Consider the following 22,889-nt stretch of genomic DNA (forward strand, 5'->3'; position numbering starts at 1 on the left):
TTATCTCTTAAACAAAAAAGGAGACAATTTAAGCAGGCTCGACCGTTTTGATGAATCCATTGAATGTTATGACAAGGCTTTGGAAATAGAAGGGGATAACGAATACATCTGGAACAACAAGGCAATAGCTATGCTTAACTCTGGGAATATAGAAGAAGCTCTTGAAGCAAGCAATGGAGCATTGAATGCAAACCCTAACAATCCAGTAGTTCTCTATTGGAGAGGATTCATTTTGGAAATCTTGGCAGAATTCGATAAGGCCTTAGAGGTTTATGATAAATTGATCACCATTGATGACACCAACCCAGAAGTTTGGAATGCACGTGGAAATGTATTGACTGATATGGAAAGGCCTGAAGAGGCATTGGAAGCATATGACAAGGCTTTGGAATTATGTTTGGAAGATGCTCTTCTTGATCTTGGTAGATTTGAAGAGGCAATTGAATGCTATGACAAGGCAATAGAACTCGAACCAAGGAACACATCATTCCTCTTAAACAAAGGAGTTGTTCTAATGGAACTTGGTAGATTCGATGAAGCAGAAATCCTTTTCACTAAAGTTCTTGCTCTCGACCCATCAAACGATGATGCAAGAGTCCTAAAAATGGAATGCTTGGAAAATATGTAACTATTTTTTTAAAATTTTTAACTTTTTTACCTATTTTTTACTACTTTTATAATAATTAATTAGTTTATGTAGATTATAGAATTAATAATAAATAAAAAATGAATTTGAATTAATTAAATTGAAATAATAATTAATTAAAAATAGGTTTGCCATATATGACTATATTTTAATAATAGCTAAAATTAAAATAATGAAAAGAAAAATTTATTGAAAAAATAAGAAAAATAAAAATAGAGATCGGTTAAAAAATCAAAACTTTAGATTATCAATTGCATTGACTAATTTTTCACTTAAATCATATGTTCTTTCCATTGGCTCATAGGAATAAGTTTCATACACAATTGTTGGAATCCCACTTCCTACAACAGGAATTGTAATGTATGGAGGACTTGTCCTATACTCTGGAGCATAATAAACAAGTTCAGTGATCTTATCCAAAAGAATATTCAAAATATGTGTTGATTCCTCATCAAATCCTGGAGCGAAAATGAAATTGGTTTTTGCATAAGTTCCAGGACCCTTCAATCCTTTATTGCTATGAATATCTGCAAAGAAATCATATTTATTATCTATTATATGAGGAGCTGCAAACTCTTGAGCAAGCAATTGGCCATCCATACGACCTTCTGTTTCTGCGTCAAGCTCTCCAACCACATTTATATTGTAAATATAATAGGAATAGTTTAAAATTCCTTCCTTATCCCATTCAACTATGGTATCAAACAAGCCTCTATGAGCCTTACTTTCCATTGGATGCATACCAATTAAGTAAGCTACTTTAATATCTGAATCTGTGTTTCCAAAAGGCCCATGAAGATGAATAGTTCCTAAATCATTTTCTCCAATCAATTCTGCATCATATAATGAAGAATCCACTTTTGCTTCATCTGTAGGCTCTTCTGGATAATTATTCTTAAACATTTACACACATCTCACTTTAAACTGCATTAAAATTCTAAACTATCAACTGTATCTACAAACTTATTCATCAAATCATAAGTTGTATTGATCGGTTCATAACAATATGTTTCATAGTTTACTGTAGGGATTCCTGCCTGTTCTGTAGGCAATGTGATATAAGGTGGACTTGACTGTGCACTTGGGAAATAATAAACCAGCTCTGGCATTTTATTTAAGATCTTATTTACAAAGGCTTCTGACTTTTCATCCTGACCTACTGCAAAGACAAAATTAGTCTCTTCATAAGTTCCTGAAATCATTCCCTTATTGCTATGAACATCCACAAAAAGGTCATAATCATTGTTGATTATATGAGGGGCTACAAACTCCTGAGCAAGCAACTGACCATCCATTCTGCCCTCATCATCAGCATCATAATTTGTTACATTGATTTTGTAGATATAATAACAATAATTCAAAGAAGCGCTTTTAGAATTTACAGTATCAAATAAAGCCTTATGAGCCTTGCTTTCCAATGGATGCATACCGATTGAATAAGCTATTTTAATGTTTGAATTAGGGTTTCCAAAAGGTCCTAACAATTCTACTGTCCCCAACTCATTTTCACCAAGCAACTCAGAGTTCACATTGGAAGTGTCTATTTTCGCTTCAGCGGTTGGCCCATCCGGATATGACTGGTTAATTATGAATGCATCATCAACATTTGCATCAATGCCCTCATTAGAATTGCTTGAATTATTCATAGATATTGCATATCCAAAGAAAACAATAGCTATCGCTAAGATAATCACTAAAATAAGTATTAATTTTGATTTATTGTTATCTGGTATCATATTCTCAAAAATAGTAAATATTAGAGAATAATTAAAATTAGTCCCTAATAGTTTAAAATAAATTTTTATTAATTTTTATATTTCTCTACCAAACTGATTCCCCAACTAGCCATTTCATTAGCTTTTTCCTGGGAGTCAGATTCAGCAAAGCATCTAAAGATTGGTTCAGTACCTGAAGGTCTGATAATTACCCAACCATCCTCTTTTAGGATTTTAACCCCATCTGTTGTATCAAGCTCAAAATCAGTTGTTTCCTTGATCTCATCTGCAATCTTTGTCATGACTTCTTGCTTTAAGTCATCCGCACATTCGACTTTTAACTTTTCCTGATAATAAACTGGAAGCTCTGCTACAAGTTCAGATAATGGCTTATCTTCCTTAACAAGTATTTCAAGGATTTTCGCTACAGTCATAGCTGCATCTCTTCCATAGATGAAGTCTGGGAAAATGAGCCCTCCATTTTCTTCACCACCAAACAATCCATCAGTATCCTTAAGCTTTCTTGCAACAAGCAAATCTCCAACAGCAGTGGATATAACTTCACCGCCAAACTCTTCAGCAATATCATAAATTGCTTGGGAAGTAGCTACAGTAGTTACAATAATGCCTCCCCCATTTTCCTTTAACATATGCTTTTCAACAAGGGCAAAGGTCTTATCTCCCAAGATAAAGTTTCCTTTCTCATCAATGCAGATGGTCCTATCTGCATCACCATCATGAGCAAGACCAATATCCGCTCCGAGATTCTTGACAGTTGCAATTAAATCCTGAAGATTTGGTTCAATTGGCTCTGGATCTCTTCCTGGGAAAAATCCATCTGCCTGACAGTTGATGGTTGTCACTTCACAACCTAATTCCTTAAGGATATAAGGTGCTGTATAGGAACCTGCTCCGGAACCACAATCAACTACAACCTTAAGTTTCCTATTTCTGATTGCTTCTGCATCAACTCTTTTAATGGTCTCTGCAATATACTCCTTGATTATAGTGTCATTAGTGAAACATTCTCCAATCTTATCCCAAGAAGCCCTATTAGGCTCTGAGTCAAAGTATAATTTTTCAACCTCAATTTCCATATCATCTGGAGTCCCTATACCGAACTCATCCACGAATTTCAATCCATTATACTTTGGAGGGTTATGAGAAGCGGTTACAATGATTCCACCATCATAATAGTTTCTTACAGCATATTGAATAGCGGGAGTTGGAAGAATACCTAAATCCACCACATCACAGCCAGATGAAAGCAATCCTGCAGTAATTGCATATTTGAGCATAGGAGTGCTGGTTCTTGTATCTCCTCCAATAGCTACAGTGCCTTGAACAATTGATCCATAACTTGCTGCAAGACGTGATGCAAATTCTGGAGTCAAAACATCATTTGCAGTTCTTCTTACACCAAATGTACCAAATAATCTTTTTTCCACCATTTTATGACCTTTGTAAAATTAATAAATGATTAAATATATAATATTTAAAATTATTTTAAATCTAAATATATTTTTGTTTATAAAGTTTAAATATTTTATTAAAAATTAACCTAAGAAACCAATTTAATTGAATTTGAATTGGATAAAATCAGTTCCATTGAAGACTTGTATTCTGTTATGCTGCCAATTACCTTAACTTTATGATTCCTAAAGCTGTCCAAATCATTTCCAGCATCCTTAAGCTCCACTAATGTCGATTCAAAGATAATCAGATTTATCTTCCCAGTGCCATCATTTAACTCCATAAAGCAAGAGCTTCCACTTGAAGACTCCTTAATCGATTCAATCACTCCTGTGACTGCTACAGTCTCTCCAATATTGTTTCTTGTAATGTCCTTTACTTGAATTTCCTTTGGTTCAATGTAAGATGCAAAAACCAGCATTCCCATAATTCCTACAAGCGATGTAATCAATGCAACTTTAAAAATTATTTTATCATTTAATTCCATAAAATCACCAAATAAAATTATTCTTAAAATGATTTATTTGGTAAATAACATATAAATATTGCTTAAAATTAAAAAATAAGTCATATAATAATTTTAATATTGTTTTAAACTCATTTTAATTATTTAAAATGATATCAATGATAAAATAATTTAAAAAAGGCTAAAAAATGTATAAAAAACATTAAAATAAAAAAAGAATGAAAAAATGAGAAAATAAAAAAATAAAAGAAATAAAAAATTAAGATTATTGGCCATTATACATTGATTCCAATCTTTCAATTGTATCAATGTCCTCTACACCCTTATCTGTCCTTATGCTTTTTACAATTGGGAAACGTAAAGAGTATCCTGCAGGATATTCTGGACTTTTAACAATCTCACTGTATTTTATTTCTAAAACAATTTTTGGTTGGACACTAATGTGAGTTCCTTTCTCTGAGATTATAATTTCTTTCATTTGCCTTGTTAGATTTGCCAAATCATCATCTGAAAGTCCACTTCCAATCTTGGTGATTGTAAGCAATTCACCATATTCATCGCGAAGAGCAATCTCATAAGATCCTATAAACTCTCCTCTTTTACCTATTCCCTTTGTTCCTCCAACAATAACTGCATCCAATGTTTCAGGTTCTGCCTTGAACTTTAACATTTTCTTTCCACGGATTCCAGGAATATACGGTTCAGCGCAGTTTTTAATCATTATTCCTTCATGCCCACCAGCTATGGATCTATTGAACAACTCTACAGCATCATCAATGTTTTCAGGACCTACTTTTACTATATCACTGAGGTTCAATTCATCAATTGAGCAATCCACAGCATTTTCCAGAATCTCCCTACGCTTAATAATAGGTTCATCAACTATAGGCTCCTTAAAGTAAAGCAAATCATATAGGAATATTTTTATAGGAACATTTTTCATTGCATCATGGATATCATATTTCCTTCTGACTCTTTGCAATACTGTTTGGAACGGAAGAGGCTTATCATCCTTAAATCCTACAATTTCCCCTTCAGCAATGAAGTCTTCATCCGGGAACCCTCTTCTTATGAAATCAACTGCATCTGGAAAAGCATGTGTAACATTTTCCAAACGACGGGTGAATAATGTAATCTCATCCCCATTCTTATGGAATTGAGTACGGAACCCATCATATTTAGTCTCACAAAGTGCACAGCCCATTTCTTCAATGCTTATATCAATACCTTCAGAGAGTTGTGCAAGCATTGGCTTTACAGCTCTTCCAGGAATTAATGTCAATTTTTTAAGGCCATCTTCACCTTCAAGCTTTGCCACTTTTGCAACAAGACCTAAGTCATTTGTCAACATATGAGCCCTTTCAGCAACAGCCTTATCAACACCAAAGGCTTGAGAAATTGCATCGCGGATAATTCCTTCACCTACACCAATCCTAAGCTCTTCCAAAATGGTTCTGCAAATATATTTTGCTTCCTTTCCAGAAGCAGAAGATAAAAGTTCAAGAATATTGGAAATTTTACGGGCAGTGGACCTGCTTCCAGATATTGTTGCCAATTTTCTTAATTGATTATAAACAAATTTGACAGTTAAAGGTTGTGAGAAGAATGTCATTTGAGCCTTTTTGGCATAGAGCTTTTCTGCAGCCGCTCCAATATCTCCTTCATCACGGATGGCATCTTCAACTACATCTACAGAAACTCCTACAGCATCCCCAACAGCTTTCATAACAAGCTTATCTCCTATTCCCTGTTCCTCTTCACTCCAAGATGGGAAAACGCTTCCTAAAGCCATTAAAGTGATTTTCTCCAAATCTTCCTCTTCAACTCTTTTGAAAAAATCAGCTAAAATATCTGTCTTTTCCAATCTTTTTGTAGTGGCACCTAATGCCTCATAAACATTAACAAGTTCTTGATATTTCATCTTTTCACTCCCAAGAATCCATGATAAACTTATACAATAAATGTAATATTAATCTAAAAATCTCCTTTAGCTATTTTAACTGCACAGTATTCTCCACACATAGCGCACATTTCATCATCATCAAGTTCACATTTGTTTCTATAATGTCTTGGCTTGACATTATCAAAAGCAAGATTGAATTGGCTTTCCCAGTCAAAGTTTTTCCTTGCAGTTGCCATTGCCACTTCCTTTTCCCATGCAGTGTCCAATCCTAAGGCAACATCTGCAGCTTGAGCAGCAATCTTGCTTGCAATAACTCCTTCCTTAACATCCTCGAGGGAAGGCAGTGACAAATGTTCTGCAGGTGTTACATAACATAGGAAATCAGCACCACTTGAAGCTGCAATAGCTCCCCCAATAGCTGAAGTGATATGATCATAACCAGGTGCCAAATCTGTAACGATTGGGCCTAAAACATAGAATGGAGCTCCATGACATAATGTCTTTTGGATTTCCATATTTGACCTGATTTGATTTAATGGAACATGCCCTGGACCTTCAACCATGGTTTGAACTCCAGATTCCTGAGCTCTTTTTACAAGAGTTCCCAAGGTTACCAATTCCTGAATCTGTGAAGTGTCAGTTGCATCAGATAAGCATCCTGGACGAAGCCCATCACCTAAGGAAAGGGTGATGTCATATTCCAAAGCTATTTCCAAAAGATAATCATAATTTGCATATAATGGGTTTTCCTCTCCATTGTGCAAGATCCATGAAGCAAGGAAAGTTCCGCCTCTGCTTACAATGCCCATCATTCTTTTGGCCTTCTGAAGCTTGTCTACCAAATCACGATTGATACCACAGTGAAGTGTCATGAAGTCAACCCCATCTTTAGCCTGATGTATGATAGAGTTGAATATGTCATCCTCATCCATTTCGATGATTTCATTGCCTTTATTTAATGTAATGACTCCCGCTTCATAAATTGGAACAGTTCCAATAGGCACATCTACAGAGTCCATGATCTTTTCTCTGAATTCAAGTAATTTAGGACCTGTACTTAAGTCCATAATCGCATCTGCACCAAAATCAACTGCTAACTTTGCCTTTTTCATTTCAAGATCAATATCCTCGATTTTGCTTGATGAACCAATATTAGCATTGATTTTAGTGGTTAATCCCTTTCCAATACCGCAAGCTTTAGTTTCTCTTCCAATATTCTTTGGGATTACAATAGTTCCATTGGCTACTCCCTTTAATATCTTATCTGCATCTATCCTTTCAAATTCTGCAACCTCTTTCATTTCAGGAGTGATGTTTCCTTTTTTAGCTTCAGTCATCTGTGTCATTAAAGCACCTTTAATAATTTAAATCATTTTTTAATATTGAAATATAATTGTAATAATCATTCATAGTATTATAATCTATTACATAATCCATAACATATAAAATTATGTAATTTATTATTTAATTAATTTGTTGTATTTGGATAAGTTTTAGCGAAAAAATATTAAAAAAATAAAATGTTGTAGAGATATTAAACTAAATAAAATAATAAAAAAATTAAGAAAAATTTTACAAGTTTAATTTAATGATATATTAAAAATCATAACTGGATAAATATTAAAAATAAAAATGAACAAAATAACATTAAAACTAAATAAAATAATAGAATTTACCAGGTTAAATCTAAAAAAATTGAATAAACAATATTTAAATAATGGAAATACTAAATATTTATATAACCAACAAAAGTTGAAAATACTAACTGAAAAAATTAGATTCAACAATATTGGTTGAAAAATTTTTAGGAGAATAAAAATGAAAAACTATTTCGACATTAAAGACAAAGTAGCAGTTATTACTGGTGCTTCCTCAGGATTAGGTTGGCAAATTGCTCAAGCATACGCAAGCCAAGGTGCAAAATTAGCACTATTCGCTAGAAGAGAAGAAAGATTACTTGAAAACGTTGCTGAAATTGAAAAAGAATTCGGAACTGAAGTAATGTACGCTGTATGTGATGTCGGAGATTATGACAGCATTACCGCAGCTGTTGACAAAGTAATGGACGCTTACGGAAGAATTGACATTCTCGTAAATGCAGCAGGTATGGGTAACAACAAAATGGTTGTTGACCAATCAAATGAAGAATGGGAAAAACACATCCACATTGACTTAAGCGGTGTATACTACATGTGTAAAGCTGTTGGAGAAATCATGATCAAACAAGAATACGGTAAGATCATCAACATCGGTTCTATCCACAGTAGAGTTATCTTCCCTGGTGGAGGAATTAGTGCTTACTCCTCTGCAAAAGGTGGAGTAATGAACTTAACCAAAAACTTAGCTGTAGAATGGGCTAAATACAACATTACCGTAAACGCAATCGGTCCAGCAGTATTCAAAACCGAATTAACCGAAGAGTCTCTTGGATTACCTGGATTTATGGACTTAATTGCAGCATACTGTCCAGCTGGCAGATTAGGTGAACCTGGTGAATTAGACGGTCTCGCAATTTACTTAGCATCTGACGCATCCAGCTTCTGTACCGGTCAATTAATCTGTGTTGACGGCGGATGGACTGCAATATAATTAAAAAACAATTTATGAATAATAATGGATGGGCCATTAAGGCTCCTCCATAATTTATTATTCAAATAAAAACTCTCTTTTTATAAACAATTTTTCTAAAGACTTTTTCTAAATACAATTAAACTACTTTTATAGAATAATTTGAAAATAAATTGTTCTATTATTCACGAATAAAATAAAAATTTAAAAAAATATATTATAGTGACATTAGTCACTATAATCTGCATCCAAGATTGCATCAAATTGATAATTTGGATATTTATCTTGAATTTCTTTTAATACTTTCTCTTTTACTTCAGCACGATTTGCATCAAAATCAATGATTAAATCGAAAGTGATTAAATTTAAGTCATCATCCATATAGAATCCATGCATTTGCAATATTTCCGGATATTTTGCAATTATTTCATTAAGACTTTCCTTAATTTTTCTAGTTTCTTCACTATCTGTATTTGATGCATAGATTCCAACTGTGAGTATGATTCCAAACTCTTCATATACAGAATATAGAATACGTCTGGTTAACTTATGAATCTCCTTTGCAGTCAAGTCATCCCTAAGCTCAACATGAACAGATCCCATCAATTGAGTTGGACCGTAATTGTGCAAAGTCAAGTCATAAACACCTAAGACCTCATCAAATTCACTTATTCTATCCTTAAGCTTATCGGTTATTTCACTGTCTACACGTGTACCAATCATGCTGCTTAATGTTTCAGAAAGCATTTCAATAGCTGCCTTAATAATGACAAAGGCAATGATTGTACCTAAAATACCCTCCAAACTAATGTTCCAGATTAAGCTAATAATAGCTGCAACCACTGTAGACAATGAAAGTATTGCATCAAACAGTGCATCGCTTCCAGACGCAACCAATGACTGGGAATTTATTTCCTTTCCTTTTCCTTTAACATATCTTCCTAAAAGGAATTTTACAACCACAGCAACAGCGATTATGAAGATTGAAACAAAGGTATAGTCTGCCAAGACAGGATTGAATATCTTTGGAACAGACTCTTCCAAAGCGGTTATTCCTGCAAGCAATACAATAATTGAGATGATTACAGATGAAAAATACTCTATTCTTCCGTAACCGTAAGGATGCTTTTTATCTGGAGCTTTTCCTGCTAATTTTGTTCCAATAATTGTAATTATTGAAGATAAAGCATCTGTTAAATTGTTTACTGCATCCAATGTGATTGCAATACTGTTTACCATAATCCCAATGCTTGCCTTAAATGCAACAAGGATTAAATTCACCAGTATTCCAATGACACTGGTCCTTACTATAATCTTGTCTCTCTCCATAAAATGCCTCGATTAATTATAAAAAAATACTTAATTATAGTATATATATCAAACAAAATATAATTTGCTATTTAAGCTAATGATTGATATTTTTACTTTGAAACTAAGAAAATAGGTTTTAGTTAATGAATTCCAATACTAAACTCAGTTAATGATAGTTAAAAAATTTAAAATTTTATAGATAAATGAACAAATCAAACCAAAAAATATGGAAATAATTAAAAAAAGCAATATAAAAAATTAACAATGCGATAATTAATACTGAATAATTCCTATTAAAAAAATAATAAAAATGAAAAAAATTATACATTAAAATATAAAATTGATATTTAAATTATACATTATTCAAATTTATCAATACATTTATATATTAAAAGGAAGTTATTAATTAACAAAGTAAACTTAAGGGGATATAATGCGTAAAAATTCAGTATTCAATCAAGAAAACAGTTATCTAAATTCATGGTATAATATAACAAAGGGATTTGGAGAATTCTTTAAAGAAAGAAGTGCAGATTTGGAAATCACTCCTGCTGAAGCAATGTTATTATCAAAAATTTATTATAAGGATGGAATTAGCCAAAGGGAAATTGCACATAGTTTAATTGTTTCCGAAGCAAACATCACAAAAACATTCAAAAAATTAGAAGGAAAAGAATTGGTTTATAAGACTGTTGATGAAGACAATAATGCTCGCCGTAACTTACATTTAACTGAAAAAGGAGAAGCAACCTTTGAAAGATGTATAGAAATATTCGGAGAATTCGATGAAATCACTTTTGAAGACTACGATTCCGAAGAAAAAGAAAAAATGGAGAAACAATTAAAAAAGATCTCCGATAAATCTTTGAACATTATTAAAAAATAATTTATTCCATCAAACACCATACTGAAATCATTTTATAATGCTTTTGAAAGTAAGACTGATTTAGAATTTATATTAAAACTAATTTAAAAAAAATATAGCAATTAAAATTTTTATTATAACTAATTTTAAAAAAATAAAAAAGAAAAAAAGAAGAAAATAAATTTTATTTAAGCATCAATCTCTAATTCTTCATTTTTTGAAGATACTTCAATGGTACTTTCCTTACCTTTTTCTTCATCTAAATCAATTACTAAAGCATCTTCTTCTAAAGCACCAGGATCTTTTTCTATACATTCCTTTACTTTAGCAGTGATTGCTCCACCATCCTCATTGTCAATCAGATCAACAAGTTCCACTTGTTGCTGGAATCTTTCTACACCTTCCATTGGAATGTTTTCTACAAATGGAATAGCACCAGTAGCTCCAGTGATTTTCTTTTTCTCAGGGTCGCAACCATTTTCATGCAATGCTCGCATACTTTGACCAGTAATGTGTCCTTGCACTTCAGCTCCACAAAGAATCAAGAATCTGATGTTTGGGTTTGAAATGATGTTTGCCACCACTTTTTCAATACCTAAGTTTTCAGTCTTGCATGGTCCAGCAATTGCTGCTCCCGCAGCTGCAGGTATGTCTTCATTGTGAGAAGCTAAAGTAGTTACAGCAACAGGACTTTCTGGATCCCCAACAATATAATCTCCACTTACAACAGGCCAGTTATCAGCAGTAGGTTTTTTATCTACCATAATATCACTCTCATATTTTTAATATAAGCTATTTTTTCAATATTTTATTAGAGATATCAAATCCCTAAAGAATATTAGATTCAAGTAATTAATTTTATACTGAAATAAGTATTTAAATATTTTGTCACTTAATGCGTATAAAAAGTAAATTAGACTTTAAAAGTTAATTTAGATAAATAAATTCAATTAAAAATAGAAACTAAAGATTTTATAATGATTTTTAGAAAAATAAGTAAATTACAATTGAGTATTTTATAAAATAAAACTTATAAATAATAATTCAAATAGTTAAAAAAAAGATAAGGAATGTGTAAAATAAATGAAAGATTAAAAAAAAGATTAAAAAATAAATGATTTATTAATTAATTATGAATTAATAAAACATCTTTTTCACATTCTTTAAGTACACTCTCAGCAACACTTCCAAGAACAAACTTATGAATGCCACTTACACCTGAAGATGCAATGATAATCAAATCACAATCCTCATCTTCAGCAACCTTATTGATTTGTTCAGATGGGAAACCTGATTTTACCATGGTCCTGACATTAAAACTGTCATCAAAGCAATCCGCCATGGCTTTTACATTATCTTCAGCTTCATTTACAGCTTCATTATTCATTTTCCTAACATCTTTGGTTCTATGGAACGCTGTCTTTCTTATTTTAATAGCAACAGAGAGGATTATAATTTCCCCATCTTCCGCCAATACATGTTTAGCTCTTTCAACTTCACGTAAAGAGTGTTCAGATCCATCAGTTGGTAATAAAATTTTTTTATACATAATTCCACACTTTATTTTAAAAATACAATTTATTTAAAAGAATTTTATTAATAATTAATCTACAATAGTATATTTGATTTAACTTATATAAGTATATTATTAATTCATTCGATAATACATTAACAAAGTTAAGAAAATTGTTTATCTTTGTTTTAAATACTTATGAGTTTGAACAGATAATTTTATATTTTTTAAACGAGGAAAATTTTCCCTAATCAAGTCAGCCATTAGAGCATCTCTGCTGAATTCACCTTGAAGCCAGATTGTCTTATCATAGCCATACTTGTTTTTTATTGAAATCACTTCATCTATATCTTCCTCACAAGTGATTACAAACTTAAAGAAAACATTATCATATTTATAATAATTTTCAAAGACCTTTTCCTTATCTTCCTTTGGACTGATTACATATTCTATTTCAGGAATGTATTCAAAAATGGAACCATTAGTCTCAAGTTGAATTTTAATGTCTTCAGGAAGCTCCTTAATCAAACGCTTTATCTCTTCCATCTGTAGAGTAGGTTCTCCGCCGGTTATGACTAATAAGTTTATATTATTGAACTCCATTTGAGTCATCAGAATCTCTGCAACATCATCAACAGACAGCATTTCATATGTTGAAATGTCAGTATCACACCACTGGCAGTTCAAATTGCAACCATATAATCTTAAAAAGGTTGCAGGAGCCCCTACATAAGGCCCCTCCCCTTGAAATGATGTGAAAATTTCACTAACCTTAATTTTAATCACCTACTTTAAAAAACTCTAAAATGCTTTAAAGAACCCATTTTAAATCATAATTAGCAATTTAATCTAACTTATTCCATAGGTTCGTATGTTACACCAGTCTCAGGAGTTTCATAAACTCCAACACTTACCAAACATTCGATTTTAGGCTTTAATCCATCATAGAAGAACTTGCTCATCTCTTCCATGGTAGGGTCTTCTGAGTCCATAAATTCATTTAAATTCAAATGATCTACACCAATGAACTCATTGAAGATTGCTTCGATGTCATAGGTGTCCATAATCATATTTCTGTAATCCAAATCATTATATGGTGCTTTTAAAGTTAAAATTACCCTATATTGGTGTCCATGCCATTGAGTACATTTTCCACCTTGGTTCTTTAATTTGTGACAACCATAAATTCTATGTTCTGATACTAATGTTAACATAAATATAACCTCCGTAACTAATAAAAATTTCTAATCAACATATAATTTTATCTAAATTTTTTAATCTGTATATTCATTGAATATGATAATTAATTTTAATTAATAATTTTAATTAATTTAATTAATTTTAATTAATCTATTCCTAATTCTTTTTTAGCTTCTTCAATAGCTTTTATTCTTGATTTGCAACTGAAGCATTCACCACATGGAGTTCCATCATTGTTTACATAACAGCTCCATGTCTTTTCTATTGGCACTCCTAACTTCAAGGCAAGCTTTACAACATCCTTTTTATCTGTATCAATAAATGGAGCGCAAACAGGAATGTATTCATAGTTATTGACTTTATTTAACTCATTGATCTTCTCTAAAAACTCTGGGGTGGTGTCTGGATAATCACCGATATCTGCCTTGATTGCACCGTAATAGACTTCTTCCTTATTGTTGCTTATTGCAAATGCAGTTGCAAGTTCAAGCAATATTGTATTTCTGCTTGGAACAACAGTGCTCTTTGGCTCTTCAACATTGTCATTATCAGAATCAGTCAAGCTGCTTGAAAGCAAATCCACAATATTCTGTATATCAAATACGAAATGAGGAACATCATTCATTTGACAGATTTCTGCTGCCCTTTCAATTTCAATAGCTGCCTTCTGACCATAATTGAAACTGAGTGCAGTTACCTTATTCCCTTCATTCAATAATTTATACAATAAAGTGGAAGAGTCCAATCCTCCAGATAATATTAAAACTACATCTTTTGACATTTAAATCTCCATAAATAAAATTAATAAATATATAATATTATATTTCTGTTTTACAATACATTTAAAATTAATTATTAAAATGGTAAAAATAATTAAATTAAATAAAAATTTTAAAATAATTAAAAAAAGATTAAAAAGAATAGAAAAGGATTTATAAGGAAAATTAAAAAAAGAAAAAATATTTAATTTCATTTAAGAAGGATTCTTAAATTAATGGTTCAGGATGTCTTGAATTTCCTGTTTTCTTTTTAGGTCCTCCAATCTTATCCAATCTTAATTTAACAAATTCTTTTCCTTTTTCACTTGCTGCAAAAATTGGAATGGAAGTTCCAACAGAGCATAAAGCTCTTTCTGCACCAACTTCTCTAATAGGTTTGGAAGCACAGCCAGTAACCACATCATAGAGGTCAAAGACGAGCTCAGCTTCTTCTTCGGATAATCCTGTTGAGTGAACTCCAAATAAATAAACATTTACATCATCGTATTCCTTTTCCAATTCCCTAAGAATTACTCCATCTTCAGGATAACAAAGGGTAACTGCTATATTCTTATATCCGTTTTCAATAGCTAATCTAAAACCTTCCACTTGATCAATAGAAGCATTTTCCTCATCAAGAACATGATTTGGAAGGAATTGCTCTATAAGTTCAGGTATCGGGCTGGTTTCAACAAGTCCTGAAACCCTTCCACCAACTCCTTGAGCCAATTCACTTTCAGTAACAAGTACAGTTCCACAGCCTTCACAGACCATCACTACACAGTCAATGATATTTTCATCAAGTAAAGTGGACAATATTTCAGAAATTCCAAAGGATAAGAAGTCCTTAAGTCTTAATACCCTATCTTTGGTACACATTCCAAAGTCATCTATTCTGAATTCTATGTTTTTCTTGATTTCTTCTTCAGTTAATTTTTCAATTCCTCTATGCTTATGAAAAAGAGGACAATATTCAATCTTAGGTTCTCCAACATCAACAACTTTTCCGTATTGAACAGTCACTCTAGCTTTTCCTAAAGCTTCAATTACATGCTTATCCATAATAATCCCTATAATAAAAATTATTAACAATTGTGAAATTTTATCTAAATAATAATTTATTTTTCATACAATAAAAATATTTTTAAATTTGGATAAGACTTTAAAAATAGAATGAAAAATGAAAAGAATAAAGAAAGATAAAAAATGAATAATAAAAGATAAAAAGATAAATAAAAAAGAAAAACAGAGGAAATGGATTAAAGATAGATAAAAGGTATAAAAATCTATTCTCTAATCCATTGCATATATTATAGGTGTTTTTAGTGTTTTAATTTAATTTTGAGTGTGTTTTATGTTTTGATCTTATGTTTAGTGTTTTAAGTTGATTTTATAGTGTGTTTTGTGTTTTGATTTGTGTTTTATGTGTGATTTATTGATTTGAGCGATTAAATATGTTAATTAAGGAGGAAAAAAGTGATAAAGGAATTAATCCAATTAGTAATATTGGATCAATTCTTCTTCATCACTTACGCTTTTTGGCTTCACCTTATCCATAGCTTCATCGAAGAATTTAGCTGAGACTTCAGTCGCTTCAATGTTCTCTCTTAAAGCAAGCATTGCAGCTTCACGGCATACTGCTTCAATGTCTGCCCCAACATATCCTTCGGTGTTTTTAGCCAATTTCTTAAGCTTGACATCTTTTGCAAGAGGCATGTCTTTGGTGTGTACCTTGAATATTGCAAGTCTTGCATCTTCATTTGGAGCATCAACCTTAATGTGTCTGTCAAATCTACCTGGCCTCATGAGACCTGGATCTATGATGTCTGGTCTGTTGGTAGCTGCAATGATTGCAACATCCTCTAACTCTTCAAGACCGTCGATTTCAGTCAATAATTGATTTACAACACGTTTGGTTACACCAGAATCACCAGATTCTGCACCTCTTGAACTTGCGATTGAATCGATTTCATCAAAGAAGATTACAGTAGGAGCAGTTTGTCTTGCTTTTCTAAAGACTTCCCTTACACCTTTCTCAGACTCACCAACCCATTTGGACAAGAGTTCAGGCCCTTTGATTGCAATGAAGTTAGCTTCACTTTCGTTTGCTACAGCCTTTGCAAGCATGGTCTTACCAGTACCTGGAATACCATACAATAGGGTACCTTTAGGTGGTCTTACACCAAATTCCTTGAATTTGTCTGGGTATTTTAAAGGCCATTCTACAGCTTCCTTCAATTCCTGTTTAGCTTCGTCCAATCCACCGACATCATCCCATGTTACATTTGGAACTTGAACAAGAACTTCTCTAAGTGCAGATGGTTGGATCTCTCTAAGTGCAGACTTGAAGTCATCCTTGGTTACTACAAGTTTTTCCAATACTTCAGGAGGAATCTCATCATCAGCACCTAAATCTGGAATGATTCTTCTTACAACCCTCATAGCCGCTTCCTTAGCCAATGCTTCAAGGTCTGCACCTACAAATCCATGGGTTGTATCTGCTAAATCATCCAAGTCAACATCATCTGCAAGAGGCATTCCTCTTGTGTGGATTTCCATAATCTCTTTACGTTCCTCTTTGTCAGGAACACCGATTTCAATTTCACGATCAAACCTACCAGGTCTTCTAAGTGCACCGTCAAGGGAATCAGGCCTGTTTGTTGCACCGATTACAACCACTTGCCCTCTGGAATTAAGTCCATCCATCAAGGTCAATAGTTGTGCAACAGTTCTTCTTTCCACTTCACCTTGAGTTTCTTCACGTTTAGGTGCAATAGCATCCAATTCATCAATGAATATGATGGATGGAGCATTTTCTTCAGCTTCTTCAAAGAATTCCCTTAGGTTTTCTTCAGATCCACCAACATATTTGCTCATGATTTCAGGACCGTTGATTACAATGAAGTGAGCATCACTTTCGTTTGCTACTGCTTTTGCAAGCAAGGTCTTACCGGTACCTGGAGGCCCGTGCATCAATACTCCTTTTGGAGGAGCAATACCTAACTTATCAAATAATTCCGGTTTCTTAAGAGGGATTTCGATCATTTCCCTGACCTTTTTAACCTCATCCTTTAAACCGCCTATGTCATCGTAACTAATATCTACAAGATTGGATACACCTTCCAATTTGGAAACATCTACTGGTTCCTCGTTGATTTCAACCTTAGTGTTTGGACCAACTTTTACAACACCTCCAGGGTTAGTGCTTACAACTGCCAACTTGATTTGGCTCATTGCACCAATGCCTGGAACATTCATGATGTCATCAAAGATATCATCAAAGAAACCGCTTCCAACAGCTCTTCTTTGAGGGGTTTTAATACCAGTATTAATCAAGTCCCCTTGAACCATTACTTGGTTTCTGAATGCTCTGTTGAAATCTCCACCAATCCTGATTCTTGCATCAATAGGAGCTAGAACAATTTTTTTAGCTTCTTTTGCTTCTGCTCTTTTGATGGTAACTTCCTCACCTATTGAAGCACCTGAATTCTTACGGGTTGTACCGTCTATCCTTATGATTGATTCCATATCAGATTGAGAAGCAATTGCAACAGCCGCAGTATGTTTAGATCCGATAATCTCGATTAAGTCCCCATCCTTAAGACCTAATTTAAACATGGATTCCATATCCAGTTTAGCTATATTTTTACCAACGTCTTTTTGAGATAATATTTCTGCAACTTTGATTTTAAGTTCTACATCAGCCATAACCTTCAACTCCTTTTATTTTTTTGTGAATAGTAATGAATAGATAAATATGATAATTAGCTAATTGGATCTTTAACTAAGATTTGCTTAGCTAATTTTCGTTACAATAAATAATAAAAGACCATTAATAATCATTGATGGTACAGAAATATCAATTGTTTAGAATTAATTTCAAAATTATTTATTTAATGCTTGAATCTAATCAATAATCCAAATAAAGGACTGGTCAAATACAAACAAATGAAATTTTAAAAACTTCAACAAATACATTAAAATTAAACTAAAGATTTAAAGACCATCAATTTATTTAAATAACCAAATAAATACAAATTAATCATCAATAAATAATTAAAAGAATTAATTCTCGTTAAATTCCATTAATTCAATTATTCAATCGTTTTAATCATAATTACTTGATTTAATTAACCAAATAAAGAATTAAAAGAATTTATTAAAAATTTATCAACAATTATTAATGTAAATCTTTTAGTTAGTTTTTGTAACTAAATAATACTTGCACTTCATAGTATATAAATGTTTCGATTTTATTAACAAAAAGTTATTTTAATTTAAAATTTATTAAAATAGAAAAAAATAATTTAAAATAGTTAAATAAATTAAATAAATGATTAAAATTAATATTATTAATAAATATCTTAAAATATTTATTTAAAACAGAAATAAAGAATTTAAAATAAAAATAAATTTAAGTTATTTAAGTGTAAAAAATAAAAAGAAACATGATATCATTTGAATAGATAAAAACAAAAAGAGAATTTGTATAAAAATTTATAAAAATAATATAAAAAATAATTAAAAAATTATTAAGGAATAATTAAAAAATAAGAAAGGTTATCACAAAAGTGATAACGTTTTATAATATAGTTGCAACCAAATAATATAAGATTGCAGTTACAGAAGGTACAGTAAGGTTATCAATACCACCATAACTGATAGCTTCAGCAACAGTTGCAATTGCAGAAATAATCAAGATGTACCAGAAATTAAGTTCTGGAAGGGTGTATCCCATTGCAGTGTAGAAAACCCATACGAATACAGATAAAACTGCAGTTACAGAAAGCATTGCAAGGGAACCTGCAAGAGTTTTCTCTCCACCGAATACATGGTATTTGATTCTACCCCATTTTGCCCCAACAAGAGCAGCGAATCCGTCACCGTATACTAAAGGAACAATAGCTAATGCTACAATCCAAAGCAAATTAGGATCTATTAAAATTGGGAATATCAAAAGCAATACTGACCAAATACCCGCATAGAAGAACAAGCCTAATGCATGACCAGATTCAGTTACACTATTGTGGATTGTTATTGGTGAATACTCTGTCAAGAAGAACAGAGCAATTGTTATAGGCAATGTGATAAACCAAAGTAAGATTGAAGGATCTGAGAAGAATGGCATGGCAAATATCATATTACCAACCATGATATGAACAAACTTACGAGAAACTTCCGGCTTGCTCTTTAAAACCTTTTCTGCCAATAGGAATATGACAACTACATAAAGATAAACAATGACTAATGCAATTATATCGCTAAATAACATAATATCTCTCTTAAACAAAATTAATCATAAAACAGAAAATAATATAACAATTTTAAAAATAATAAATATTAAATCAATTAAGGAATTGATATGATAAAAAAAATAATATTATAGATAACTTATCTGTCATCTATAATATTGTGAGTCCTATCATCATCATATTCTCCGTATTCACAACCTGCATTTTCTATTTTGATATGGTCAATTAAGGTTCCGTCCTTTTTCATCAACTTGATTTCACCGTAACCGTTTCCACCATTCCAAAGACGGGTGTGTAACTTTTTACCGGTAGGAGCTTCATAATTGAAAAGCAACATTTCATCACGTTTGCAGTATAATTTGAGTTCAAGCTTGCTGTTCCAATTGCTGCAATTGATGAACCATTCGTTCACTTCTTCTCCTTCTTTGAAACCGAAATCAACTCTTACATTATTCCAGAATCTTGCAAAGTTGTATTCATACATCTTTCCTTCATAATAGAAACCTATCAGCAATTTACGAGGAAGTGTAATGCCGAATGCCTTAGGCTTTCCACCCCCTGCTTCAAAAGCAGAATTATTAAGTTTCTTGCCAGTGATCAAACTTGTCAGATTACAGGAGGAAATCCATAACCAAGGGCTTGTAAAGTCTCCACCCCAGTTCTTATCAGCATATCCAAAGGATTTTTCAGGAATGACTTCATAATCAACACCATCCATTTCAATGGTACCGCTGTATTGGGTCTTTATTCCTTCAGCGTGCCAAAACATTTCAAAAGCATTCAATTTTCTGAAGAAGCCATTTGCACCATATCCTACATTAAAAGTGATTTGCTTGTCAATATCCAAGTCCCATTTCATTTCTCCTGCATCACACATGTATTCAGGATGTTCACGTGCTTCCTCTTCAGTAACTTTACAGTATCCAGTCATATGGGTTTCAGTTAAGCTGTATTCCCCAACTTTTATATCCAATTTATCATCAGGGCATGAGAAATCCTTCATGGAATAGTAATTATGAATCTGTTTAGGTTCCTTACCCCATGCTCCAACTTTTAACATGCAGTAAGAAGGTCTTTTACCTGCTTCAATGTTTTTAGGGTCTTGACCTAAGGTAGGTTCATCTTCAGCTAAATCTGGGTTACATACAAAGTATTCTATAAAGAATGGTCTTGGTTCACCAGTTTCCTTATTGTAAGCTGTTAAAGAATGCCACCACCAGTCATAACCTTGCTTAGCAAGGGGACCTTTCAACATATAATGGTCTCTTTTCAAATCACTTTTATTCATCAAAATCCTCCAAAAGAAAATGTTCATGTTTGATAATTCAAAAAATATAGAATCTAAATTATTTAAATAATTTTGATAAGTCTAATCAGCCAATTACTTAAATCGCTTAATAATCAACCGATATATCCTATATTTTAATTTATATTCCATTTATAATAAATATTTTATTATTTAAATTAGGGGAACTTGAGAAAATAGGGCAAAATAGGGATTAATTAAGAAAAATGAAAGGTGGAACATTTAATTGTTTAAAAAAGAGAAAAAATCAAATTGGAATTTTTGAAAAAATAAAAGAAAATAAAAGAAAATAAAAAAAGAACCCTCAACTCCAAAAGATAAAAGAAAAGAAAATAAATAAAAGGAGAGAAAATAAATTTGAGGGTAAAAATTTTAACTATTCGTTATAACCACAACAAGTTTTCTTATCATGGTGATGGTGCGGGATATTTGGATTAGCATGATCAGGCATAGGTTTACCACAGGTTAAAGGACCTTTTCCACGTGCTGATCCGCAACATCCACCTCTCCTTTTATTATGAGCAAGAATTGCATCAATATCCAAATCTTTCACTTCTTCTAGAAATTCAATATTTTCACTGTGACATTTAGGACAGATTGAGTGTTCACCATTTAAGGTAATCCAAGTGAATCCACAATCTTTACAAGTATATTTTAAAGTTAAAGCTTTTTCCATATTATCAACTACCTTATTTTTTATTTATATCAAATTACATTTTGAATATATATTCATAATCTTATATAAATACATAGGAATAGTAAATAATATTTAACATAAAGTAAATATATTTATACAATAAGTAAATATAACTTTACATAATATTTTAAAATTCAAATCAATTTATAAAAAAGAGGGCAAATATGAGAAATAATCTAAGAATTTACAGAGCCATTGAGAATATTACCCAAGAGGAATTGGCAAATGAATTGGGAGTCAGCAGACAAACCATAGTGGCTATTGAAAATGACAAATACAATCCATCACTTGAACTTGGCTTTAAAATAGCCCATAAGTTTGATGTGAAAATAGAAGACATATTCATTAGCGAAATATGAATGAAAACTAAAAGTAGAATTTAGAATTGAATTTAGGATATGAATTTAAAATAATTGAAACAAGCTAAAATAAGTAAAAAATAGTAAAAAGAAATGATGAATTCATTTAATCAAAATCATCATTATAATCAAATATGCCGAAGTCCATGCCTTTTGAAGAGCTGAAATCAATAAGGTGTGCAATGAATTCCTCCAATGAAACTTCCTCATCTTCACTTAAGATATCCTCTTCATCTGGAAATGCTTCTGGAGCCAAAGTGAAACTGAGGCCTTCTTGATTTTGAGTAAGGATCTTTATAAAATCCACTACAGAAATCTCACGGGATTCATCAGGTTTCATGTCAAAAAGCTCCAATAATGGATTTTCATCATTTATTTCAAATTCAAACTCATTAGGGATTTCAACAATATCCCCTTCCAATACAGGCCCATTGATAACCTTTTCAAAATCATTATCATCAATTACACCAAACCTTTGATTCTCAATGAATGGATTTTCAAATCTGAGATTGACTTCATCACCACCAGATAAATCCAAATGAACTTCCTCATCTTCAAAAGCACCTATCTGTTCATAGAAATGTTGGAACAAAACCATTTCAACTTCATCAACAATGCTTGAGATATTTTTGAAATCTCTCCAGTTTTGGGAGTTAATTACAAATGCACAGAAGTCATCAATAGCTGAAATGACAGATTTATATCTGTTCACGTCTCTTTCAGATAATCTGTTGCATTCAATTAAAGTATTTATCCTAGCTGTTTCACTTACCAATCTCTTAATCCAAATCAATTGCACTAAACCAAAATCATTCATTAAAACACCTCACAGATGAAAATTCATTCGACAACAAAAT

Annotated in this window: 21 protein-coding genes and 1 pseudogene; 4 read left to right on the forward strand and 18 right to left on the reverse strand. The window is 32.0% G+C overall.

What is annotated here, in order from left to right; translation table 11 throughout:
• Window positions 1–628, forward strand: a 628-nt coding sequence (locus QZU90_RS08635; RefSeq protein ID WP_296856684.1) for a tetratricopeptide repeat protein, incomplete at its 5' end; no start/stop codon positions are given.
• Window positions 629–877: 249 nt separating this feature from the next.
• On the opposite strand, the gene QZU90_RS08640 is transcribed toward QZU90_RS08635, so the two are convergent.
• From QZU90_RS08640 to thiC, 6 genes are all read right to left on the reverse strand, one after another.
• On the reverse strand, window positions 878–1,549 hold the full coding sequence (locus QZU90_RS08640; protein WP_296856686.1) for an adhesin: 672 nt from the start codon (window positions 1,547–1,549) through the stop codon (window positions 878–880).
• A 26-nt stretch (window positions 1,550–1,575) separates the two neighbouring features.
• Window positions 1,576–2,382 carry an adhesin gene (locus tag QZU90_RS08645; RefSeq protein WP_296856688.1) on the reverse strand — a complete coding sequence of 269 codons (807 nt, stop codon included), beginning with the start codon at window positions 2,380–2,382 and terminating at the stop codon, window positions 1,576–1,578.
• 68 nt (window positions 2,383–2,450) lie between these two features.
• A complete protein-coding gene (gene glmM / locus QZU90_RS08650) occupies window positions 2,451–3,812 on the reverse strand; it encodes a phosphoglucosamine mutase (protein ID WP_296856690.1) in 1,362 nt (453 codons plus the stop codon).
• Window positions 3,813–3,922: 110 nt separating this feature from the next.
• Window positions 3,923–4,321: an exodeoxyribonuclease VII large subunit gene (locus QZU90_RS08655; RefSeq protein ID WP_295605647.1), complete on the reverse strand. Its 399-nt coding sequence runs from the start codon at window positions 4,319–4,321 to the stop codon at window positions 3,923–3,925.
• 244 nt (window positions 4,322–4,565) lie between these two features.
• Window positions 4,566–6,221, reverse strand: a complete 1,656-nt coding sequence (locus tag QZU90_RS08660) for an ATP-dependent DNA ligase (RefSeq protein WP_296856692.1) — start codon at window positions 6,219–6,221, stop codon at window positions 4,566–4,568.
• Window positions 6,222–6,274: 53 nt separating this feature from the next.
• Window positions 6,275–7,549, reverse strand: a complete 1,275-nt coding sequence (thiC, locus tag QZU90_RS08665; protein ID WP_296856694.1) for a phosphomethylpyrimidine synthase — start codon at window positions 7,547–7,549, stop codon at window positions 6,275–6,277.
• 472 nt (window positions 7,550–8,021) lie between these two features.
• Between thiC and QZU90_RS08670 the strand changes: the two genes are divergently transcribed.
• Window positions 8,022–8,792, forward strand: a complete 771-nt coding sequence (locus QZU90_RS08670) for an SDR family NAD(P)-dependent oxidoreductase (protein ID WP_295606969.1) — start codon at window positions 8,022–8,024, stop codon at window positions 8,790–8,792.
• 207 nt (window positions 8,793–8,999) lie between these two features.
• Here the strand turns inward: QZU90_RS08670 and QZU90_RS08675 are convergent, their stop codons facing one another.
• Window positions 9,000–10,100 carry a cation diffusion facilitator family transporter gene (locus tag QZU90_RS08675; protein ID WP_295606971.1) on the reverse strand — a complete coding sequence of 367 codons (1,101 nt, stop codon included), beginning with the start codon at window positions 10,098–10,100 and terminating at the stop codon, window positions 9,000–9,002.
• 415 nt (window positions 10,101–10,515) lie between these two features.
• Between QZU90_RS08675 and QZU90_RS08680 the strand changes: the two genes are divergently transcribed.
• On the forward strand, window positions 10,516–10,968 hold the full coding sequence (locus QZU90_RS08680) for a MarR family winged helix-turn-helix transcriptional regulator (RefSeq protein ID WP_295606973.1): 453 nt from the start codon (window positions 10,516–10,518) through the stop codon (window positions 10,966–10,968).
• Window positions 10,969–11,171: 203 nt separating this feature from the next.
• Here the strand turns inward: QZU90_RS08680 and mtrA are convergent.
• The 10 genes and pseudogenes from mtrA to QZU90_RS08730 all read right to left on the reverse strand — a co-directional run.
• Window positions 11,172–11,711, reverse strand: a pseudogene (gene mtrA, locus QZU90_RS08685) (tetrahydromethanopterin S-methyltransferase subunit A); the annotation flags it as partial.
• Window positions 11,712–12,073: 362 nt separating this feature from the next.
• A complete protein-coding gene (locus tag QZU90_RS08690; RefSeq protein ID WP_295606975.1) occupies window positions 12,074–12,496 on the reverse strand; it encodes a universal stress protein in 423 nt (140 codons plus the stop codon).
• Window positions 12,497–12,637: 141 nt separating this feature from the next.
• A complete protein-coding gene (locus tag QZU90_RS08695) occupies window positions 12,638–13,246 on the reverse strand; it encodes a 7-carboxy-7-deazaguanine synthase QueE (protein WP_296856697.1) in 609 nt (202 codons plus the stop codon).
• Between the two features lie 68 nt (window positions 13,247–13,314).
• Window positions 13,315–13,674 (reverse strand): 6-carboxytetrahydropterin synthase, encoded by a 360-nt coding sequence (locus QZU90_RS08700; protein WP_295606979.1) that lies wholly within the window; start codon window positions 13,672–13,674, stop codon window positions 13,315–13,317.
• A gap of 131 nt (window positions 13,675–13,805) precedes the next feature.
• A complete protein-coding gene (gene queC, locus QZU90_RS08705) occupies window positions 13,806–14,441 on the reverse strand; it encodes a 7-cyano-7-deazaguanine synthase QueC (protein WP_295606983.1) in 636 nt (211 codons plus the stop codon).
• Window positions 14,442–14,646: 205 nt separating this feature from the next.
• Entirely contained in the window at window positions 14,647–15,480 is an 834-nt protein-coding gene (locus tag QZU90_RS08710) for a methanogenesis marker 8 protein (RefSeq protein WP_295606986.1), read from the reverse strand.
• 435 nt (window positions 15,481–15,915) lie between these two features.
• Entirely contained in the window at window positions 15,916–18,126 is a 2,211-nt protein-coding gene (locus QZU90_RS08715) for a CDC48 family AAA ATPase (protein ID WP_295606989.1), read from the reverse strand.
• Window positions 18,127–19,000: 874 nt separating this feature from the next.
• On the reverse strand, window positions 19,001–19,690 hold the full coding sequence (locus QZU90_RS08720) for a diacylglycerol/polyprenol kinase family protein (protein ID WP_296856700.1): 690 nt from the start codon (window positions 19,688–19,690) through the stop codon (window positions 19,001–19,003).
• 119 nt (window positions 19,691–19,809) lie between these two features.
• Window positions 19,810–20,958: a tocopherol cyclase family protein gene (locus QZU90_RS08725; protein WP_296856702.1), complete on the reverse strand. Its 1,149-nt coding sequence runs from the start codon at window positions 20,956–20,958 to the stop codon at window positions 19,810–19,812.
• 394 nt (window positions 20,959–21,352) lie between these two features.
• Window positions 21,353–21,652, reverse strand: coding sequence for a DNA-binding protein (locus tag QZU90_RS08730; RefSeq protein WP_295606994.1), 300 nt, complete (start codon window positions 21,650–21,652; stop codon window positions 21,353–21,355).
• A 185-nt stretch (window positions 21,653–21,837) separates the two neighbouring features.
• On the opposite strand from QZU90_RS08730, the gene QZU90_RS08735 reads away from it, so the two are divergent.
• The gene (locus QZU90_RS08735) at window positions 21,838–22,032 is read left to right on the forward strand and encodes a helix-turn-helix transcriptional regulator (protein WP_295606996.1); all 195 of its coding nucleotides are present in this window, start codon (window positions 21,838–21,840) and stop codon (window positions 22,030–22,032) included.
• Window positions 22,033–22,138: 106 nt separating this feature from the next.
• On the opposite strand, the gene QZU90_RS08740 is transcribed toward QZU90_RS08735, so the two are convergent.
• Window positions 22,139–22,849 (reverse strand): hypothetical protein, encoded by a 711-nt coding sequence (locus QZU90_RS08740; protein ID WP_295606998.1) that lies wholly within the window; start codon window positions 22,847–22,849, stop codon window positions 22,139–22,141.
• Window positions 22,850–22,889 lie beyond the last annotated feature (40 nt).

Source organism: uncultured Methanobrevibacter sp., assembly GCF_902784195.1.
GTDB lineage: Archaea > Methanobacteriota > Methanobacteria > Methanobacteriales > Methanobacteriaceae > Methanobrevibacter.